General features: G+C 62.3%; 16 protein-coding genes. 6 read left to right on the forward strand and 10 right to left on the reverse strand.

The window, feature by feature from the left end:
* Positions 1-3 precede the first annotated feature (3 nt).
* Positions 4-786: a creatininase family protein gene (locus RBB42_RS13035; RefSeq protein WP_305969856.1), complete on the forward strand. Its 783-nt coding sequence runs from the start codon at positions 4-6 to the stop codon at positions 784-786.
* Between the two features lie 38 nt (positions 787-824).
* Here the strand turns inward: RBB42_RS13035 and RBB42_RS13040 are convergent, their stop codons facing one another.
* The 5 genes from RBB42_RS13040 to RBB42_RS13060 form a co-directional block, all read right to left on the reverse strand.
* Entirely contained in the window at positions 825-1,661 is an 837-nt protein-coding gene (locus RBB42_RS13040; RefSeq protein ID WP_305969857.1) for an amidohydrolase family protein, read from the reverse strand.
* A gap of 11 nt (positions 1,662-1,672) precedes the next feature.
* Positions 1,673-2,752 (reverse strand): Gfo/Idh/MocA family protein, encoded by a 1,080-nt coding sequence (locus RBB42_RS13045; RefSeq protein WP_305969858.1) that lies wholly within the window; start codon positions 2,750-2,752, stop codon positions 1,673-1,675.
* 86 nt (positions 2,753-2,838) lie between these two features.
* Entirely contained in the window at positions 2,839-3,819 is a 981-nt protein-coding gene (locus RBB42_RS13050; RefSeq protein ID WP_305969859.1) for a sugar-binding protein, read from the reverse strand.
* Positions 3,820-3,855: 36 nt separating this feature from the next.
* The gene (locus RBB42_RS13055; RefSeq protein ID WP_305969860.1) at positions 3,856-4,911 is read right to left on the reverse strand and encodes an ABC transporter permease; all 1,056 of its coding nucleotides are present in this window, start codon (positions 4,909-4,911) and stop codon (positions 3,856-3,858) included.
* Positions 4,908-5,648, reverse strand: a complete 741-nt coding sequence (locus RBB42_RS13060) for an ATP-binding cassette domain-containing protein (protein WP_305969861.1) — start codon at positions 5,646-5,648, stop codon at positions 4,908-4,910. Before RBB42_RS13060 ends, RBB42_RS13055 begins: the two co-directional genes overlap by 4 nt.
* Positions 5,649-6,298: 650 nt before the next feature.
* On the opposite strand from RBB42_RS13060, the gene RBB42_RS13065 reads away from it, so the two are divergent.
* The gene (locus RBB42_RS13065) at positions 6,299-9,376 is read left to right on the forward strand and encodes a DUF4214 domain-containing protein (protein WP_305969862.1); all 3,078 of its coding nucleotides are present in this window, start codon (positions 6,299-6,301) and stop codon (positions 9,374-9,376) included.
* A 137-nt stretch (positions 9,377-9,513) separates the two neighbouring features.
* Here RBB42_RS13065 and RBB42_RS13070 read toward each other — a convergent pair whose 3' ends face one another.
* Positions 9,514-9,903: a winged helix-turn-helix transcriptional regulator gene (locus RBB42_RS13070; RefSeq protein WP_305969863.1), complete on the reverse strand. Its 390-nt coding sequence runs from the start codon at positions 9,901-9,903 to the stop codon at positions 9,514-9,516.
* Between the two features lie 110 nt (positions 9,904-10,013).
* Between RBB42_RS13070 and RBB42_RS13075 the strand changes: the two genes are divergently transcribed.
* Positions 10,014-10,871 carry an SDR family oxidoreductase gene (locus RBB42_RS13075; protein WP_305969864.1) on the forward strand — a complete coding sequence of 286 codons (858 nt, stop codon included), beginning with the start codon at positions 10,014-10,016 and terminating at the stop codon, positions 10,869-10,871.
* A 46-nt stretch (positions 10,872-10,917) separates the two neighbouring features.
* On the opposite strand, the gene RBB42_RS13080 is transcribed toward RBB42_RS13075, so the two are convergent.
* Positions 10,918-11,814, reverse strand: a complete 897-nt coding sequence (locus RBB42_RS13080) for a LysR family transcriptional regulator (protein ID WP_305969865.1) — start codon at positions 11,812-11,814, stop codon at positions 10,918-10,920.
* A gap of 146 nt (positions 11,815-11,960) precedes the next feature.
* Between RBB42_RS13080 and RBB42_RS13085 the strand changes: the two genes are divergently transcribed.
* Both RBB42_RS13085 and ygiD read left to right on the forward strand, forming a co-directional pair.
* Positions 11,961-12,377, forward strand: a complete 417-nt coding sequence (locus RBB42_RS13085) for a DoxX family protein (protein ID WP_305969866.1) — start codon at positions 11,961-11,963, stop codon at positions 12,375-12,377.
* A gap of 120 nt (positions 12,378-12,497) precedes the next feature.
* Positions 12,498-13,340, forward strand: coding sequence for a 4,5-DOPA-extradiol-dioxygenase (gene ygiD, locus RBB42_RS13090; protein WP_305969873.1), 843 nt, complete (start codon positions 12,498-12,500; stop codon positions 13,338-13,340).
* Between the two features lie 165 nt (positions 13,341-13,505).
* Here the strand turns inward: ygiD and RBB42_RS13095 are convergent, their stop codons facing one another.
* The 3 genes from RBB42_RS13095 to RBB42_RS13105 all read right to left on the reverse strand — a co-directional run bounded on the left by RBB42_RS13095 (position 13,506) and on the right by RBB42_RS13105 (position 15,571).
* Entirely contained in the window at positions 13,506-14,180 is a 675-nt protein-coding gene (locus tag RBB42_RS13095) for a glycosyltransferase (RefSeq protein ID WP_305969867.1), read from the reverse strand.
* Between the two features lie 94 nt (positions 14,181-14,274).
* Positions 14,275-14,577, reverse strand: a complete 303-nt coding sequence (locus tag RBB42_RS13100) for a hypothetical protein (RefSeq protein WP_305969868.1) — start codon at positions 14,575-14,577, stop codon at positions 14,275-14,277.
* Positions 14,578-15,097: 520 nt separating this feature from the next.
* The gene (locus tag RBB42_RS13105) at positions 15,098-15,571 is read right to left on the reverse strand and encodes a hypothetical protein (RefSeq protein ID WP_306043698.1); all 474 of its coding nucleotides are present in this window, start codon (positions 15,569-15,571) and stop codon (positions 15,098-15,100) included.
* A gap of 237 nt (positions 15,572-15,808) precedes the next feature.
* On the opposite strand from RBB42_RS13105, the gene RBB42_RS13110 reads away from it, so the two are divergent.
* Positions 15,809-16,198, forward strand: a complete 390-nt coding sequence (locus tag RBB42_RS13110; protein WP_305972537.1) for a hypothetical protein — start codon at positions 15,809-15,811, stop codon at positions 16,196-16,198.
* The last annotated feature ends 243 nt before the right edge of the window (positions 16,199-16,441 follow it).

Consider the following 16,441-nt stretch of genomic DNA (forward strand, 5'->3'; position numbering starts at 1 on the left):
GGCTTGAGACGACTGGACTGGACCGAACGGCGCGCGCCGGAATTCGAGGCCGTGGACCCGATGAAGACCATCGCCGTGCTGCCCACGGCGGCGGTGGAGCAACACGGGCCGCATCTGCCGGTCGGCACCGACACGATGATCGCCGACTACATGCTGGATCTGCTGCGCGAGACCTGTCCCGAGGACCTAGACCTGGCGATCCTGCCGGTCATGGCGGTGGGCAAGTCGAACGAACATCTCTGGGCGCGGGGCACCTTGACGCTCGGCGCGGCGACCGCCCTGGCCGCCTGGACAGAGATCGGCCTGTCCGTGGCGCGTGCGGGGGTGCGCAAGATCGTCATCGCCAATTCGCACGGCGGCAACCTGGACCTGATCTCGATCCTGTCGCGCGAGTTGCGGGTACAGGCGGGGATGCTGGCGGTGAAATGCCAATGGGGAAACTTCGGCCATCCCGAGGGGATGTATTCCGACCACGAACGGCGCTTTGGCATTCATGGCGGCGATGTCGAAACCTCGATCATGCTGGCCTGCCAGCCGCACTGCGTGGACATGGGCCGGGCCGAGAATTTCCGGTCGGCCGCCGAAGAGGCCGCGATTCCACCGACGGGCCCGATCAGCCGGGGGTGGATCGCCGCGGACCTGAACCCGGCGGGGACGGTGGGCGATGCTTCGATTGCGACAGCCGAGAAAGGCGAGGCCACCGCGCGGCACCAGGTGGCGGGCTTTGTCGAGTTGCTGCGCGAGGTCGAGACGATGGAGCTGCCTTCGGCGCCGGCGAGCCTTTGATTGTTATCAGGGGCTTGGAAGTCGAACTTCGACAAGCGTCAGAGGCGGTAGAACCGCTCTGCAGTCCCGCTGAACACCTGCGCGCGATCCGCTTCTGACAAGGAGGCGGTCAGTCGAAGAGCCTGCGCGTGCCAGTCGGTATACTCGCAGCGCAGGCGGGCGACGGGCCAGTCCGATCCCCACATCACGCGCTGCGGCCCGAAAGCGGACAGGACGTGTTCGACATAGGGCTGCAGCAGATCTTCCGACGGCAGGTCATCGGCCTCGGTCACAAGGCCAGACAGCTTGCAGAAAGCGCCGGTTTCTTCCGCCAGGCGGGTCATGCCCACGGCCCAGGTGCGGAAGCTCTCCTCGGAATGACTGCGCAGTTGCGGTTTCAGGCAATGGTCCAGCACCACCCGCATGTCGGGATAGCGGTTCAGCAGTTCGAGAAAAGGCGCCTGGTGACGGGGAAAGCCCAGCGCGTCGAAAGTCAGGTCCTGGTCGATCAGGGCCTCATAGGCCCATTGCACCTCTGGCTTCAGCATCCAGCGGTCGTCGGGAATATCCTGGATCATCGGGCGGACGCCGGCGAATTTGGGATGTTTGGCAAGGCGTTGCAGGGCCTTCTTCTGCTTGGGATCCTCGAAGTCGATCCAGCCGACGACCTTGGCCACATGCGGCGTGCAATCGGCGATACCCAGAAGGTATTCGGTTTCGGCGAGAGTGGGCGCCGCCTGCACAAGCACCGTTCGCGCGACACCGCTCGCCTGCAGGCCCTCGGCAAGGTCCGCGGGGTGATAGGGGCGGCTCAATACCGGGTCATCGGCGGGCATCCAGCCGTAATCGCCGCGCGCCGGGTGCCAGAAATGGTGGTGGGAATCGATATGGTCCATGTCTGCCTCCGTCATAGAACAAGCCGGTGATCGGTACGCGGGACGCGGCGCAGCGTGTCCGGCCCGGGGTGGGACGGACGCGGGGGCAGGGCGACGGATTGTGCCTTGCCCGTTCGCATGGCCTCTTCGATGGCGCGCATGATCGTCACGTCGGCCAGCCCCTCGGCGCCGTCGTCCTCGGGCGGTTGACCCGTCCGGATGCAATCCGAGAAATAGGCGGTCTGGGCACCGAAATGATCGCATTCGGGCGCAACGACGCGGTCTTGCGGCACCCCGGCGGCGCGCTGGGTCAGGGCGACGTCGGTTTCGAACCTGAAGGCCGGAGAGACATCCAGCGTGCCCCTGGTGCCCAGCACCGTATAGCTGTCCTGCTCATCCGTGCCGAAACTTGCGATGAATTGCGCCAGCCTTCCGCGCGGGAACCGCAGGGTGACGGCGACACTTTCCTCGACCTCGGCAAAGCGTGGATCGCCGTCGCCGTTTGAGCCCATCGCGGCAACCTCTGTCGGTTCATCGCCAAAGATGTGACGGGCCGCATTCAGGCAATAGACGCCGATGTCCTGCAGAGGGCCGCCCCAGTGTTCGCCGCGCAGGCGATGGTTGTCCGCCGCCGACTGGAAGCCGAAGACCGAGGTAAAGACGCGCGGGTCGCCGATTTCTCCGCGGCGGATGCGGTCCAGAACTTCGACGGTGCCGGGTTCGTGGTGCAGGCGGTAGGCGGTCATCAGATAGGCGCCAGAGGCGTCTGCGGCCTCGATCATCGCACGGCATTCGGCCACCGTGGAAGTCAGCGGCTTTTCGACCAGCGCGTGCTTGCCGGCCTTGAGCGCACGAATGGTGTAATCGGCATGCAAGGAGTTGGGCAGGGCGATATAGACTGCGTCGATCCGGTCCGAGGCGAGCAGGGCGTCGTAGTCGTCATAGGTCAGCACCTCGGGGATACCGTGGAACTCGGCCAGTTTTCGCGCCGCATTCGTGCTGCCGCTGACGATGGCCGTGACCTCGGAATTGCCGGTCTGGGCCACTGCCGGCAGAAAGGCGATCTGCGAAATCCAGCCGGCACCGACGACTGCGTAACGTACCCGTTGCAATCACTTTCTCCTTTTTCCTCACGAGGCAATCCCCGCGAAAACGGCGGCGCAGGGCTGCGCCGCCGTCCAGTTTCGTCACCCGGAGATCACTTTACGCAGGTGTCGATGTTGTCGTTGTTGCAAACGTCCAGCCCGGTAAAGATCGGGTCATCCACGTCCTTGCCCTCGGCGATGTCCTTGAGGATGTACATCGCCTTGTAGCCCATTTCGTAGGGACGCTGGCCGACAAGGCCATTGCCCAGACCGTCCTTGGTCTGAGCGATCTGCATCGGCAGCGTGTCGGCCACGACGATGGTCAGCTCGCCGCTGTCCATCTCTGCCTTGTAGGGCTCGGCCGCATTGCGGTAGGCGTTGTCGAACCACTGGGTAAAGGCGCCGGTCGACAGGAAGGCCGTCAGGTCAGGATTGGCGGCAAGGATGTCGGTCAGGCCCTGCACGGCGACGTTGCCGTCATCGTTGGTGATCAGCGGGCAGCCCGCGATTTCGGTCCAGCCGTTGTCGCCGTCCAGCGGGCGGCCCGGAGGATCGCCCAGCTCGGCCCCGGCCAGGGTTTCCCGCGCGCCCAGCAGGCGTTCGTTGTGGTTGGCCGCTGCGGCACCGCCGGTCTGCAGGCAGATGGTGCCGCCGTCGGGGTGCCGTTCCATGACCAATTCCGCCAGGTGCACGCCGATGTTGTAGTTGTTGGTGCCGACATAGGTGGTGCGCAGGTCCTGATCCTCCGGCAGAAGGTCCGAGTCCCAGGTCATTACCGGGATGCCCGCATCGGCCGCAGCGCGCAAGACCTTGGCCATCGCGGGGGCGTTGGACGGCGCCACCGCGATCCCGTCGACCCCCTTGGTGATGAGGTCCTGGACGATCTGGATCTGCTCCAGTTCCGTGTGCTCACCGGGGCCGATGTATTCGCAGGTCACATCGTCCAGTTCCTCCTGCGCAGCATAGCAGCCGTCACGGGCGAGGTCGAAGAACGGGTTGTTCATCGCCTTGGGGACAAGGGCAAAGGTGTAGTCGGCCGAGGCCATCACCGGTGCCAGCGCGCAGAGCGCGGTTGCGGTCAGCAGTTTCTTCATGTCTTTCTCCTCCCTGAGTTTCATGAAGTGAGGGGCTTATTTGCCCCCTCGATTGCGAAGCTGTTCCAGCAGGACTGCTAGAATGAGGAACAACCCGACAAAGAATTGCTGCCAGAGCGCCGGGATCCCGGCGAGCAGCAGCGAGTTCCGGATCAGTTCGACCAGCGCGGCACCGATTGGCGCGCCAAGGGCGTAGACGATACCGCCCATCAGGTTGGCGCCGCCGATCACGCTGGCCGCGATCACGTTGAGCTCATAGGTCGCGCCCATGCCATTTGTCGCCGACCCGGTGTAGCCGATGAACATGAAGGCCGCGATGCCGGTACAGATCGAGCAGACCATGTAGACCGAGACGATCACCCGTTCGACCGGGATGCCCGAGAGTTTCGCCGCATGGGCGTTGCCGCCGATGGCGATGACCCAGCGGCCCCATTCAGAGTAGCGCCAGATCCAGAGGAAAAACAGCGTCATGATGGTCAGCACCCAGACGACATTGGGGACGCCCAGCACGCTGCCGCCTCCGATCCACTCAAAGATCTCCTGGTCGGGGCCGAACTCGTAGACCATCTTGTTGTTGGAAATCACCATCGCGATGGACCGCGCCATCGCCAACATCCCCAACGTCACGACGAAAGGCGCAAGCCGGACATAGGCGATCAGCACGCCGTTGATGAATCCCACCAACGCGGCCGTGCCGATGCAGGCGAGAAATCCGATCTCGACGCCCCAGCCGGCCTGCAAGACCAGTGCAAGGTTGATGCCGCAGAGGCCCAGCAGCGAGCCCACGGACAGGTCGATACCCGCCGTACAGATCACCGCCGACATGCCCAGCGCCATAATGCCGAAAAAGGCCATGTTGCGGGTGATGTTAAAGAGGTTGCGTTCGGTCAGGAAAGCATCGGAAACGAAGGTCATCACCACGCCGATGGTGAGGATGGCGATGAAGACCCAGAAGGGCTGGGTGCGGATGATGGCACCGATGCCCGAGACCTCCCGGCGCGAGGTGATGCTGTCGTCGATGGCGGCGTGATCGACCGGTGTCTGCGCGGTCTTGTCATGGGCGTCTTGCGGGGTGTTCGTGTTGTCGGTCATGCTGCCTCGATGGCTCCGATAATCAGGCCTGTGACTTCCTCGGGGCTGGTGTCGTCGATGCGCTTGTCCGCCACCTTTGTCCCGCGCCGCAGGACCGCCACCCGGTCGCAGACTTCGAAAACGTCGGGCATCCGGTGGCTGACGAGGATCACCGCGTGGCCGGTGGATTTCAGCCGCTTGATGAGATTCAGAACCTCGGCGACCTGGCGGACGGAAATCGCGGCAGTGGGTTCGTCCATCAACACCAGTTTCGGATCGGACAGGCGTGTGCGCGCGATGGCCACCGCCTGCCGCTGGCCGCCGGACATCTGCTTGACCAGGTCGCGGGGGCGAGTTTCCGATTTCAGTTCGGAAAACAGTTCTCCGGCCTTCTGGTACATGGCGTTGTAGTTGAGGCTGCGGAACGGCCAGATGCCCGACTTGATCTCACGGCCCAGAAAGACGTTCGCCGCCGCTGTCAGGTTGTCGCACAGCGCAAGGTCCTGGTAGACGATCTCGATCCCGTTTTCCCGTGCGTCGAGGGGACGGGTGAAATGCACCGGGCTGCCGTCGATGCGGATTTCGCCGGACGTCGGGGGAAAGTTTCCAGCGATGATCTTCATCAGCGTGGATTTCCCGGCCCCGTTGTCGCCCATCAGGCCGATGGCCTCGCCGGGGGCAATGCTCAGATCCACCCCGTTCAGCGCGTGGATGGCGCCGAAACTCTTGGTGACCTGTCTGAGCTCCATCAGGCTCATGCGCAGCTTCCTCCCTTGTTCGCACGACTGTTGATCCGCCACCAGAGATGGCCGGCAACACCCTGTCCGGGCCGGAAAACCCGCCCGTCGGATGACGCCCGTGGCGGGCGTGTCGATGTCTGTGCGTATGTGCCGCCTTTCCGGCGGCATCCTCCCGTTTATGTACGAGAGTATGCCCAGTTACCGCTAATGCCGAAACCCTCTAGTCAGAAAAAAATGATGGGAAACCCATCAGGACTGCGGCGATCTCGAAAGTCGGAGGGGGGCAGGTGTGATCAGTGCCACCGTGAACCGGATGCTGAACAAGCGGACTGGTATACGCTGAAACGTGTGCTGGTGTTGCCAAATGGCCTTGAGGCGGAACTGTCCGAGGCGGTGCGCTCGTTCACGCCGTGATGGCGTCAAGAGGCCGTACCGGTCTTCGCGGATGATGCTGCACACGCGGGTCAGCTGCGCATCTTCAGGATCTTCGGCGGTCCGATAATCACCCCTGGGTTCGTTTTTCCCGAAACATGCAAGATTTGAAATTTGTTGATTCATATCAATGCCACGGTCGGAATCCTCAAGATACATAGCGAAGCACGTATATATAGTTAGTGGAATGTGTTCCGGTAGTTCTCGCCCCGCAACCGTATCAAGAGACAATGATCATGGCCGACAGCCCGACAATCACGACCCCGACCTACACCGCAACTCATACCTTCAGCACGGCTGACGTCACCGGAACCTATGACGGTCTGACCCAGGGCGATATCCTGCCTGGAGACGCGCCGATCGTCGATTTCACGGCCGCGCCGATGGTGACCAAGGACGGGATCATGCTGTACCCCGTCGACAGCGAGTTCGGGTTCTACGTCACCGATTTCGTCGGAGCCGAGGACAAGATACGCGACTTCGACTATGGCGAAGGCTGGGTCGGCGACCTGACGGGACCAGCCGGTGAACAGCTGGGCATCGTCGTCTCGGACGCGGCAACCGACACTTTCCGCACGCCTGCCGTGCTGGGCACCTGGTTGTCCGGCCTGGGCTTCAATTCGGTGAAGGCCTCGACCGAGCACTACTCGGTCATGCAGAACATCCTGTCCGACCAGAAATACCCGGGCGATCCCGACGCGGTCTACCAGTTGGACGATAACCTGATCCTGCTCAGCCAGAATCCCGCATGGGACGGACAGTACGTCTCTGACTTGCTGGCGGACCCGGCGACCTACGGTGTCACCGACCGGAACAACGACGGGGTCCTGGACATTCGCGACCTGCTCAACCCCAATGAATCCACGATCGAATACGACATCGCCTACAGCAGCGACTATTCGGTGACCCTCAAGGACGACGGCAAGCTGCTTTATCGCTGGGGGAACATGGTCAAGCGTCCCAACGACATCCGGCTTGAGGCAACGATGGAACTGCCGGACGAGTGGAGCGAGACGGATCCGGCAAGCGGCCTGCAACCGCTTTACAAGGTCACGGGCGCGGAACTGGTGACCAACCACACCATCACCAACAACCCCAACGATCAGATCCGCCCCGAGGACTACGAGAACGAGGCCGCAATCGGCAAATTGCCGACCTATGCCATCGTCCCGGACTACAACCTTGACGGCAACGGCCCGCGCGAGGTCTGGGTAACGACCGACGACTACTACGCCGGCGACGGCACGCTGTACCCGGCGGGCACGATCCTCAAGGACGCATGGCTGGCCCAGCAGGCGGCGGTTTCCGCCCTTGCGGCGGGCGGGCTTGCCTCGGAGGACTTGCTGGAAGGGTATACCAACGCCTGGTACACGACGATGGATCGCGAGCCCTTCGAGGCGGACTTCGACACGAACGGCGAATACATCTCTGGTCCGCGCTGGCGCCTGCAACCGGACAAGTACGGCCAGGACCTGCCCGGCGTCGTGATCCCGACCGATCCCAGCGACCCGCTGCCAATCACCAGCAGCGAGGTCAAATACGAAGTAGGCGCGGATGACACGACCGTCATCAACCTGCTGGACTGGGAATTCCCTGTCTCGCCTCTGTCGATCAGCGCCGGCTGGCAGAACAACTCGGGCCTGGTATCCGAGAACGGTTTGAACATGACTGACGGCTTCGACGTGGCTTTCTACGTCAAGGGCGACATCAAGCCGGCAACGCTCTACGACACCACGCTGCTGATGGAGTACGAGGAAATCGCGATCCACGACGAGGCCGTCGCAATCAACGGCACCGCCGAGGCGGATCATCTCGTGGGGCAGGGTGGCAACACGTTTACCGGCGGCGATGGCGATGATCTGTTCGTCCTGTCCTACGGCAAGGACGGAAACACGATCTTTGCCACCAGCACGATCAACGATTTCACCGACGGCGAGGACGTGATCGGCCTGATCGACCTGGGCGTGAATGACGTCAACTTCGACACCAAGATCACCCAGACGGTCGTTGCCGGCAACCTCGAGATCGCGATTGACGGCAACCGCATCGCGGTGCTCGCGGGCGTCACCGAAGAGCTGACGATCGAGGACTTCCTGTTGATCAACCGCGCGCCGGACGTGCCCGTGGACGGGACCAGCGGCGACGATCTGCTGGTCGGAACGCCGGGGGACAACGTCATCGACGGCATGGAAGGCAACGACACCATCCTGGGCGAGGGCGGCGAGGATGTCCTGCTGGGCGGAGCCGGCGATGACGATCTGATGGCAGAGCCGGTTGATCCGGTCTTTGACGCCGCGGCCGAACAGGTGTTCCGGATGTACCAGACCGCCTTTGACCGTCTGCCGGACCGTCCCGGCCACTTTGGCTGGACCTCGGCCATCGTTGCAGGGAACATGGACCTCGTGGACATGGCGCAGACCTTCCTCAACTCGGCAGAGGGTGTCGCGGCCTACGGCGCACTGACCAATACCGAGTTCGTGACCGCCATGTATGAAAACGCGCTTGACCGTGCACCCGACGGCGGGCTGACCGGTTGGGTCGCGCTGCTGGATGCCGGCACATGGTCCCGTGCGGACGTCATGGCCTTTTTCGCGGACAGCCCCGAGGCGATCGCCAAGACCAGCCCCGCGGCACTGGAATTCTCGAAGGCGGGCTATCAGCAGGACTACACCGATGAGGCTTATCAGCTTTATGTCGGGGTCACCGGCGAGGAACCCTCGGTCTCGGTCATCGAGACGCTGACGATGGATCTGGCAGAAGGGGTCACGATGCTGGAGGTGGCGACCGAGCTCTTTGCCTCGGATGCGGCGACCGCCCTCTACGGTGGAACGACGAATGTCGAGTTCGTCGAAATCCTCTACCAGACGCTGCTGGAGCGGGGCGCTGATCCGATGGCACTCAGCCTCTGGCCGGCGCAGCTGGATGCGGGCACCATGACCCGTCCGCAGGTCATCTCGATCCTTGCCAAGGGGGCGGGGGCGGTCAATGCGCAGGCGGACGACCTGCTCGACCACATGCGTTCGCTCGGCCAGGACGACCTGTTGGTTGGTGGTGCGGACGACGACCTCCTGTTCGGTGGCGTCCTCTCCGACACCTTCCAGTTCGACGCGGCGGCAGCGGGCAACGACCAGGTGGTCGGCGTCGAGGCTTGGGACGTGATCGAGTTCGTCGGCTTCGGCTATGGCACTGCCGCAGAGGCGCGCGCCAACATGAGCCAGGTGGGCAACGACGTCGTGTTCACAGATCAGGGTGAAACCATCGTCTACCTGAACACCGCCCTGGGCGAGATCACCGAGGACATGATCCTGGTCTGAGGAGCATTACCCGAACGATGCAAGGTGCCGCGCGCTTGCGCGGCACTTTTTCTGTCCGGCGCTTGGCCCGGGCCCTCTCCCGCGCGCCTAGTGGCGTTTGACCGCGCACAAAAGCGAAACAGCTGACCTGACACCTGTCAGGTTCTGTCGAAGCGTTGCCGCGCGGCGACGATTTCGGGCATGCCCTTTTCGGCCCAGTCCACCAGTGCCAGCAGGTGCGGCAGGAACCCCTCTCCGAGGTCCGTAAGACTGTAGGTTACGCTCGGCGGCTTGGTGTCAAAGACCTCGCGGCGCAGGATGCCATCACGTTCGAGGTTGCGCAGGGACTGGGTCAGCATCCGCTTGGAAATATCGGGTAGGGCACGCAACAACTCGTTGAACCGCATCGGTTTTAGGCCAAGCTCCAGAAGGATCAGGACGGGCCACTTGGCTGACACATGGTCCAGCACCTGGCGCACGGGGCAATTGCCCGGTTCGAACCCCTGTTCCGTCCAGTCCTGCAATTTCCTCGCACTCACTTCGGGCATCTCCGGGTTCCCTTTTTGTGACCTTGTTCCAAAAACCTGCCTCCTTACGCGGCGGCGGTTAGGTCTCTAAATGAGACCTGTATTCGATTCGAGACGTGAAAGGAACGGCAATGACGACTTACCTGGTCACCGGTGCATCGGGGCAGCTTGGGCAACGCGTGGTGGACCACCTGCGCAAGCTTGTCCCCGCGGAAACCATCATCGCAATGGTGCGCTCCGACTCGGCGCAAGAGGCCTTCGACGCCACGGGTGTCACTACCTGCAAGGGCGACTATGATGACCTCGACAGTCTGCGCAGGGCTTTCGACGGGGTCGACCGGCTGTTGTTGATTTCCTCGTCCGAGGTCGGAAAGCGTGCGGAGCAGCACCGAAACGTGCTGGAAGCGGCCAAGGATGCCGGCGTGGGCTTCGTGGCCTATACCTCGATCCTAAACGCCGATACCGGCGGCATGGCGCTGGCGAAGGAACACAACGCCACCGAGGCGGCGTTGCGCGAGAGCGGTCTGCCCCACGCGATCCTGCGCAACGGCTGGTACTCCGAAAATATCGCCGGGAGCGCGCCGCAGGCATTAGAGATGGGGCAGCATTTCGGGGCGGCAAGAAAGGGACGCTTTGCCACCGCGTCGCGCCAGGATTTCGCAGAGGCCGCGGCGGTCGTGCTGGCCGGTGACGGGCATGAGGGAAAGACCTATGAACTGGGCGGCGACACCGATTTCAGCTTGTCCGATTACGCGGCGCTCCTGAGCGAGGTGTCCGGCAAGCCGGTGACCTATGTGGATCTCGACGAGGCGAGCTATACTGCGGCCCTGGTCGGCGCCGGCCTTCCCGAGGACTTTGCCGCGATCCTGGCCGACAGCGACGCGCGCGCCGCGACCGGGGCCCTGTCCACGCAGAGCCGCGACCTGTCGCACTTGATCGGGCGTCCGACGACGCCGATGCGCGACACGCTGAAGACCATGTTGGGATAACAATCGGCAACCTTGGGGTGGCCGCGTTCTGCGGCCATCGCTTGGGCTACAGATTGCCGTTGCGGCGAATGTCCTCGGCGGCAAACTCGATCAGGGCCCGGATCTTGCGCGGCAAGGCGCGACCTTCGAGGTAGATGGCACTGACAGGGGCAGTTTCGCTCGGCACTCCCTGCAGGACCGGCACAAGGCGACCGGCGTCCAGTGCGTCGCGCAAGGCAAACCGTGGCCCATAACAGACGCCAAGCCCCTCGGCGGCCAATTGCACCGCCGCGCTGGCAGAGTTCACCTGAAACCGTCCTTGCACCTCGACCATCTCCTCGACCCCATCGGGGCGAAACATCCAACGACGCGGCGCGCGGCGGTTGGTGTCCAGGATACAGGCGTGCTGCCGTAGGTCTTCCAGGGTCTCGGGCGTTCCATGCCGGGCCAGGTAGTCCGGGCTTGCCGCCGCAACAGAGCGGATCTCTCCCAACTTGCGGGACTTGAGCGACAGCATGTCCGACCGCCCGATGCGAAAGGCAAGGTCGATCCCCTCGCTGGCAAGGTCGACGTAGTCATCGCCCAGACGAAGGTCGAAACGCAGCCCCGGGTTGCCATCACCGAAGCGCGACAGGAGGCCCGCGACATAGATCTCACCGAATGTCACAGGGGCCGAGATCCGGATCATCCCGGTAAACCCGCGCGAGCCTTCGGACACTTCGGCCAAGAGGTCGTCGAGGTCATCCAGAAGTGCAGGCGCGCGGGACAGCAGATCTTCGCCCGCTGGCGTCAGCCCGACCCTGCGCGTCGTGCGCTGAAGCAGCCTGACCCCCAGCCTGCTTTCCAGTTCGGCGACGTATTTCGACGTCAGCCGGTTCGAGACCCCGAGTTGATCGGCAGCGGCCGTGAACGACCCGGTCTTGGCCGTGGCCACGAAGGCCCTGATTTCGTCGACAACGTCCATGAGATACTCATTCGGAACATTTGGGAGGCAGTCATTCCACAATGTCGCCATTTTGTTGGAAAGCTGCAAGGCCTAGGTGTCGGTCAGAGCAACGGCCCGACCCGATAGACAGACGCCGGGGCAGGGCACCTGAATGGAGAAATGACATGACCACGTCGACCGACTATGCCGCCACGCTGCTGCGCGTTTCCAGCGGTGTTCTTTTCCTGGCCCACGGGCTGCTCAAGGTGAACGTCTTCACCATTGCGGGCACCGTCGGCTATTTCGAAAGCCTGGGTCTTCCGGGTTTCCTGGCCTACCTGACCATCGCCGCCGAACTGGGTGGCGGCCTCGCGTTGATCCTGGGTGTTGCCGTGCGGCTGGTGTCGCTGGCCCTGATCCCGGTCCTGCTGGGCGCCACCTGGGTGCACATCGGCAATGGCTGGCTGTTCTCGGGTGAAGGCGGCGGCTGGGAATTCCCGCTGTTCTGGGCCGTCGCGCAACTGGCCGTGGCGCTTCTTGGCGCCGGCGCCTTCGCGCTGCGCATCCCGGCACTGCAACGCAGCCTGGGACAGTTTGCCTGACGCAATGCCCTCCCTGTCCCGATGACGTCACTTGGCGCACATTAGGTCAAAGGCCGCATGACGCGCCGGCACAAATGCCTGGCGCGTCAAATCTTCATTCCGCCGATGAAAGGCCACGAGATGCTTGCCACACGCACTCTTGACGATCTGAAGACCCGTTTTTCGCCCTCCGACCGAATGCCGCTGGTCTTTCTCGGCCACGGCAGTCCGATGAACGCCATCGAGGACACGTCCTACAGCCGCGCATGGTCGGATCTCGGCCGGTCGCTGCCTCGGCCCAAGGCAATCCTGGTCGTGTCTGCGCACTGGATGACCCGGGGCACAACCTTGGTTGATGTCTCGGTCGTGCCAAGGACTCTCCACGACTTCTACGGCTTCCCGGATGAACTCTTTGCCCAGAGGTACCCGGCGCGCGGCGCTCCGGAACTGGCCCGCGAGGTGACCAGCCTTCTTGCCAGCCACCACGCCGAAGAGGACGACAGTTGGGGCCTCGACCATGGCGCGTGGACAGTTCTGAAATTCCTTTATCCCGACGCCGATGTTCCGGTTTTCCAGGTTTCCATCGACATGAGCCGCGGCCTCGGTCACCAGATCGAGATCGGTCGGTCTCTTTCGGCGTTGCGCGACCGTGGCGTGTTGATCCTTGGCTCCGGCAACGTGGTGCACAACCTGCGCGCCGTCGAATGGGGCAGGGAGATCCAACCACATGATTTCGCATTGGAGTTCGACCAGCTCTTTGCTGACAAGTTGACCGATCGGGATTTTGCCGCACTGGCTGACCGAGAGGGACTGGGGACGCTGTTCCAGATGGCGCATCCGTCAGTGGATCACTATTTGCCCGCGCTCACCATCTCCGGCGCCTCGGATGCGCGCGACGATCTGACCTTCATGACGGACGCCATCGACCTCGCAGCGGTTTCGATGCGGTCCTTCGTGTTCCACGCAAGACAGGGTACGGTCTGACGCCTGTGGACGAATGGGGACGGTTCTTCGACCGGTGTGGCTCTTGCAACTGGAACACGCCGGAAGGCACAGGCGGACCGATTGGCGTAGGTGGGGCCGAGGCGGGACACTATCGGCGCAAGGTCCGGCCGATCTGCCCCCATGACCGAGGTCGACCCGGTCCTGTCAGCTCAGCGTTGGCACTCTGGCTGAAATGACGGCGCGTAGCCGCGTGACCAAAGGCCCGACGTGATCACATGCAAGCACGCTCTGGACGACGGCGCACCGAGGGTCAGCCAGAAGCCGGTCAACGGCGCTCTTCGGCTGGTCAGGAGCGGGACGGTCCTCCGCATCGAACACCACGACGACCTCGCCCGTGGTATGCAGGAGGCCGTAGTTCACGGCGCGCGGCTTCGTGCACGGCTTGCCATCCGGGACGACGAGGACGCGATACGGCCAGAAGTCGAGCGCCGCGCGCGTCTCCTCGTCGTCTTCCTCGACGAGCAGCACGATCTCGGGCGACGGGTAGTCGAGCGCGCGCATCGCGCGGGCGAGTTCTGCAATCACCGACGGCTCGCGGTAGACGGGTAGCAGGATTGTCAGGGGCGGCCAGCGGTCAGGTTCTGGGTCGTCGCGATCCCTCCACCCAACGAGGGCGGCTGCGCGCAACATGAGGACCGCGAGAAAGCAGGGCAAGAGCGCCCAAGCAAGGGGCGGGTATATCAGCGGCAACGCCGCCACGACGATCAGCAGCGCGCCAACCCAAGGTTCCTTGATCGACCGAGAAGACAGGTGCTCCGGGACGGACGAAGCCGCCCAGTGGGCGGCTTCGTCGATCTGTTCGAATCTCTGGTGTTTCATCCTGTCCACACCTCACCAAGGTCGGACAGGTCGCGGATGGTACGCTGATCGCCGGGGCGCATCCGGCGCGGGCGGGAGGACACAGCAATGCGCTTCATCTCTGGGTGCGGTCGTCGTCTCCGAGTTGCTTCGCGCGGGGATCAACACCGCGACGGATTTCCGGCAGCAGAATGTCGCGCGCAACGGCGCGGGCCTCGTTCGCCTTGGTCACGTCAGCGCGCCCGATCTTCACGCGGATGAAGCGCCCTCCTGCTTCGCCTGCGGCATTGTATGTCTTGGTGCGTCGCCCGACTGACAGGTTGAACCCTGCAAGGTCGGTGTCGTGGACCCAGTGCGTCCCGGAATCCTGAAAAGACAGGCCGTCAACGAGGGCCTGGGTGATCTTCTGGTGCGGCATGGCCGTCTCCATCGCTTTGACCGAATTTTGACCGGCTGGTCAGCAATGTTGTCGGTGGTTGTCGGCAGACAACTCAACCGGAAGTATCAGGTAGTGTTTTGATTTTATGAGGATATAACCAACATCTTGCCCATTGCGATGGTGGCAAGGGCAACATTTTTGGCTCCGGCGGTAGGGATCGAACCTACGACCAATTGATTAACAGCACGCAAGCTTGTGCAAATTCCCAAGCTTTCTGTCGCATACATCGATGTTTGCGTGCCATTTCACTCAGCAAAACGGGTCTCCCTCAGCAAAGAAGGTCCAATGAACCTATGAACACATTGTGTGGTGGCGTCGTCGGAGACTATCAGCCCTGTGGCTTAGATGATTGGAGTTGCTCGCTCCAAGCCAAGGGCAGTATTTTCCGTTTCCGAAGCCAAGCTTTTTCCGACCTAAAGTGGCAGAAAAAAGCGAACGGCTGGTGGTTGCTCTCCTCTGGAAGAAAACGGTGGGCATGGGCTAAGCGTCCTCGACGCCGCTACGAACACTGGTCCAGAAACATTTTCAATAAAGTGGCCAAGTTGCGGTCCAGCCCCGAGCTTCTCCAAAGCGTAAGTCCGACGAAGATCATAAAGTTTTTTCTTCGTCTGCCAATGATCAGGCCAAACTCCTTTCCGAGAACAAAGGAGGGCTCATGCTTGTACCTCAGGATCCTCGGCCCGAACACCTCGGATGGATCGAGACCGCACTTCGAGCGGCGAACCCCGACCTGCCGTATCTTCGAATTTCCGCTCAATCGCACTTCGGTCCCCACGACCGCGTAGCCTTCGTCACAGTCCTTGGCCTCGGCGAAAACCGTGACAGGTGCCATCGACTCCGGATGCAAGCCTGCGACCTCCTGGGTCAGCTGAGCTATACGGTCGAGCTCGAGCACGGGCGAGATGTCTACGATCTGACGCCGACCCGACCGAAGTCGGCTCATCAAGAAATTCAAATGCTCCTTTGCTTGCATGCTGCTCGCCGCACAACGCGCGGAGGACACTAACACTGGAAAGTATTTTTTTTCTTCGCTGAATACGCAACCAGCCAATATTACGTTCGAAAAGATAGAAAGGAAAAGACGAGAACCTCTTCCCACCAGGTCCCCCCCCCCGGATTTCTGACGGTCGTGACGACAATTCCTGTCGTCTTTCCCGGACGCGGCCATTGGGCAGGACAGCCCCCGGACCATTCAAACTGGAGGTTCATCATGAACTCGATCATTCTCACTCACGTGGCCACGTCTGCCCAAGGCGGATTCCTTCTGGACGCTGCGCTGGATCGTCTGGGCGCATGGATCGACGCCGAGCTGGGGTCGCTCGAGGAGCTACTGGCTATTTCTGGCTGTGGAGATGCCAAGAGCGGTATCAAGACCCTGCGAGGGCTACATCTCGAAGCCGCCGCCACTCAGACCGAAACTCGGCGACTGCTCGAAGATGCGCAAGAGTCGCTCGAATGCCTCATGGCGAGCGTGCGGACAATCTCATCAGAGGCTCTGGTCAACGTTCGGGCCCCTTCGGATTTCGACGCATGGGTTCGCTGGTCTGGAGCGCGTCTTCAGGATATCCAAATCACGCTGTCTCGGGCGCTGGAAGCATAATGTAGCACAAGAGCCCCGGTCGTTTTCCGGGGCTCTTTTGTTGATTCCTGTCATGGCCTTGGCTGGAGATCAATAACGGCCTTAAAACAAATCAATGCGTTAATCTGATATGAGAATCCAGCTACTACGCGTGCAAGGGAGAGCAGAGGCCCAAAGCACTGGCCGACTGGAAAGCCCAGGCCGATATTAAACAAGACCTATTGGAGATCAGCGATATTCGTCTCTTTTTCATTTTGGAACCTG

This window comes from Mameliella sp. MMSF_3455 (assembly GCF_030733205.1).
Lineage (GTDB): Bacteria > Pseudomonadota > Alphaproteobacteria > Rhodobacterales > Rhodobacteraceae > Antarctobacter.

What these genes read in the sequence shown, in the direction of transcription:
- RBB42_RS13040 (WP_305969857.1), bottom strand. Translation starts at nt 1,661, where the DNA reads ATGGACCATATCGATTCCCACCACCATTTCTGGCACCCGGCGCGCGGC.
- RBB42_RS13050 (WP_305969859.1), bottom strand. Translation starts at nt 3,819, where the DNA reads ATGAAGAAACTGCTGACCGCAACCGCGCTCTGCGCGCTGGCACCGGTG.
- RBB42_RS13055 (WP_305969860.1), bottom strand. Translation starts at nt 4,911, where the DNA reads ATGACCGACAACACGAACACCCCGCAAGACGCCCATGACAAGACCGCG.
- RBB42_RS13060 (WP_305969861.1), bottom strand. Translation starts at nt 5,648, where the DNA reads ATGAGCCTGATGGAGCTCAGACAGGTCACCAAGAGTTTCGGCGCCATC.
- RBB42_RS13065 (WP_305969862.1), top strand. Translation starts at nt 6,299, where the DNA reads ATGGCCGACAGCCCGACAATCACGACCCCGACCTACACCGCAACTCAT.
- RBB42_RS13070 (WP_305969863.1), bottom strand. Translation starts at nt 9,903, where the DNA reads ATGCCCGAAGTGAGTGCGAGGAAATTGCAGGACTGGACGGAACAGGGG.
- RBB42_RS13075 (WP_305969864.1), top strand. Translation starts at nt 10,014, where the DNA reads ATGACGACTTACCTGGTCACCGGTGCATCGGGGCAGCTTGGGCAACGC.
- RBB42_RS13080 (WP_305969865.1), bottom strand. Translation starts at nt 11,814, where the DNA reads ATGGACGTTGTCGACGAAATCAGGGCCTTCGTGGCCACGGCCAAGACC.
- RBB42_RS13085 (WP_305969866.1), top strand. Translation starts at nt 11,961, where the DNA reads ATGACCACGTCGACCGACTATGCCGCCACGCTGCTGCGCGTTTCCAGC.
- ygiD (WP_305969873.1), top strand. Translation starts at nt 12,498, where the DNA reads ATGCTTGCCACACGCACTCTTGACGATCTGAAGACCCGTTTTTCGCCC.
- RBB42_RS13095 (WP_305969867.1), bottom strand. Translation starts at nt 14,180, where the DNA reads ATGAAACACCAGAGATTCGAACAGATCGACGAAGCCGCCCACTGGGCG.
- RBB42_RS13100 (WP_305969868.1), bottom strand. Translation starts at nt 14,577, where the DNA reads ATGCCGCACCAGAAGATCACCCAGGCCCTCGTTGACGGCCTGTCTTTT.
- RBB42_RS13105 (WP_306043698.1), bottom strand. Translation starts at nt 15,571, where the DNA reads ATGCAAGCAAAGGAGCATTTGAATTTCTTGATGAGCCGACTTCGGTCG.
- RBB42_RS13110 (WP_305972537.1), top strand. Translation starts at nt 15,809, where the DNA reads ATGAACTCGATCATTCTCACTCACGTGGCCACGTCTGCCCAAGGCGGA.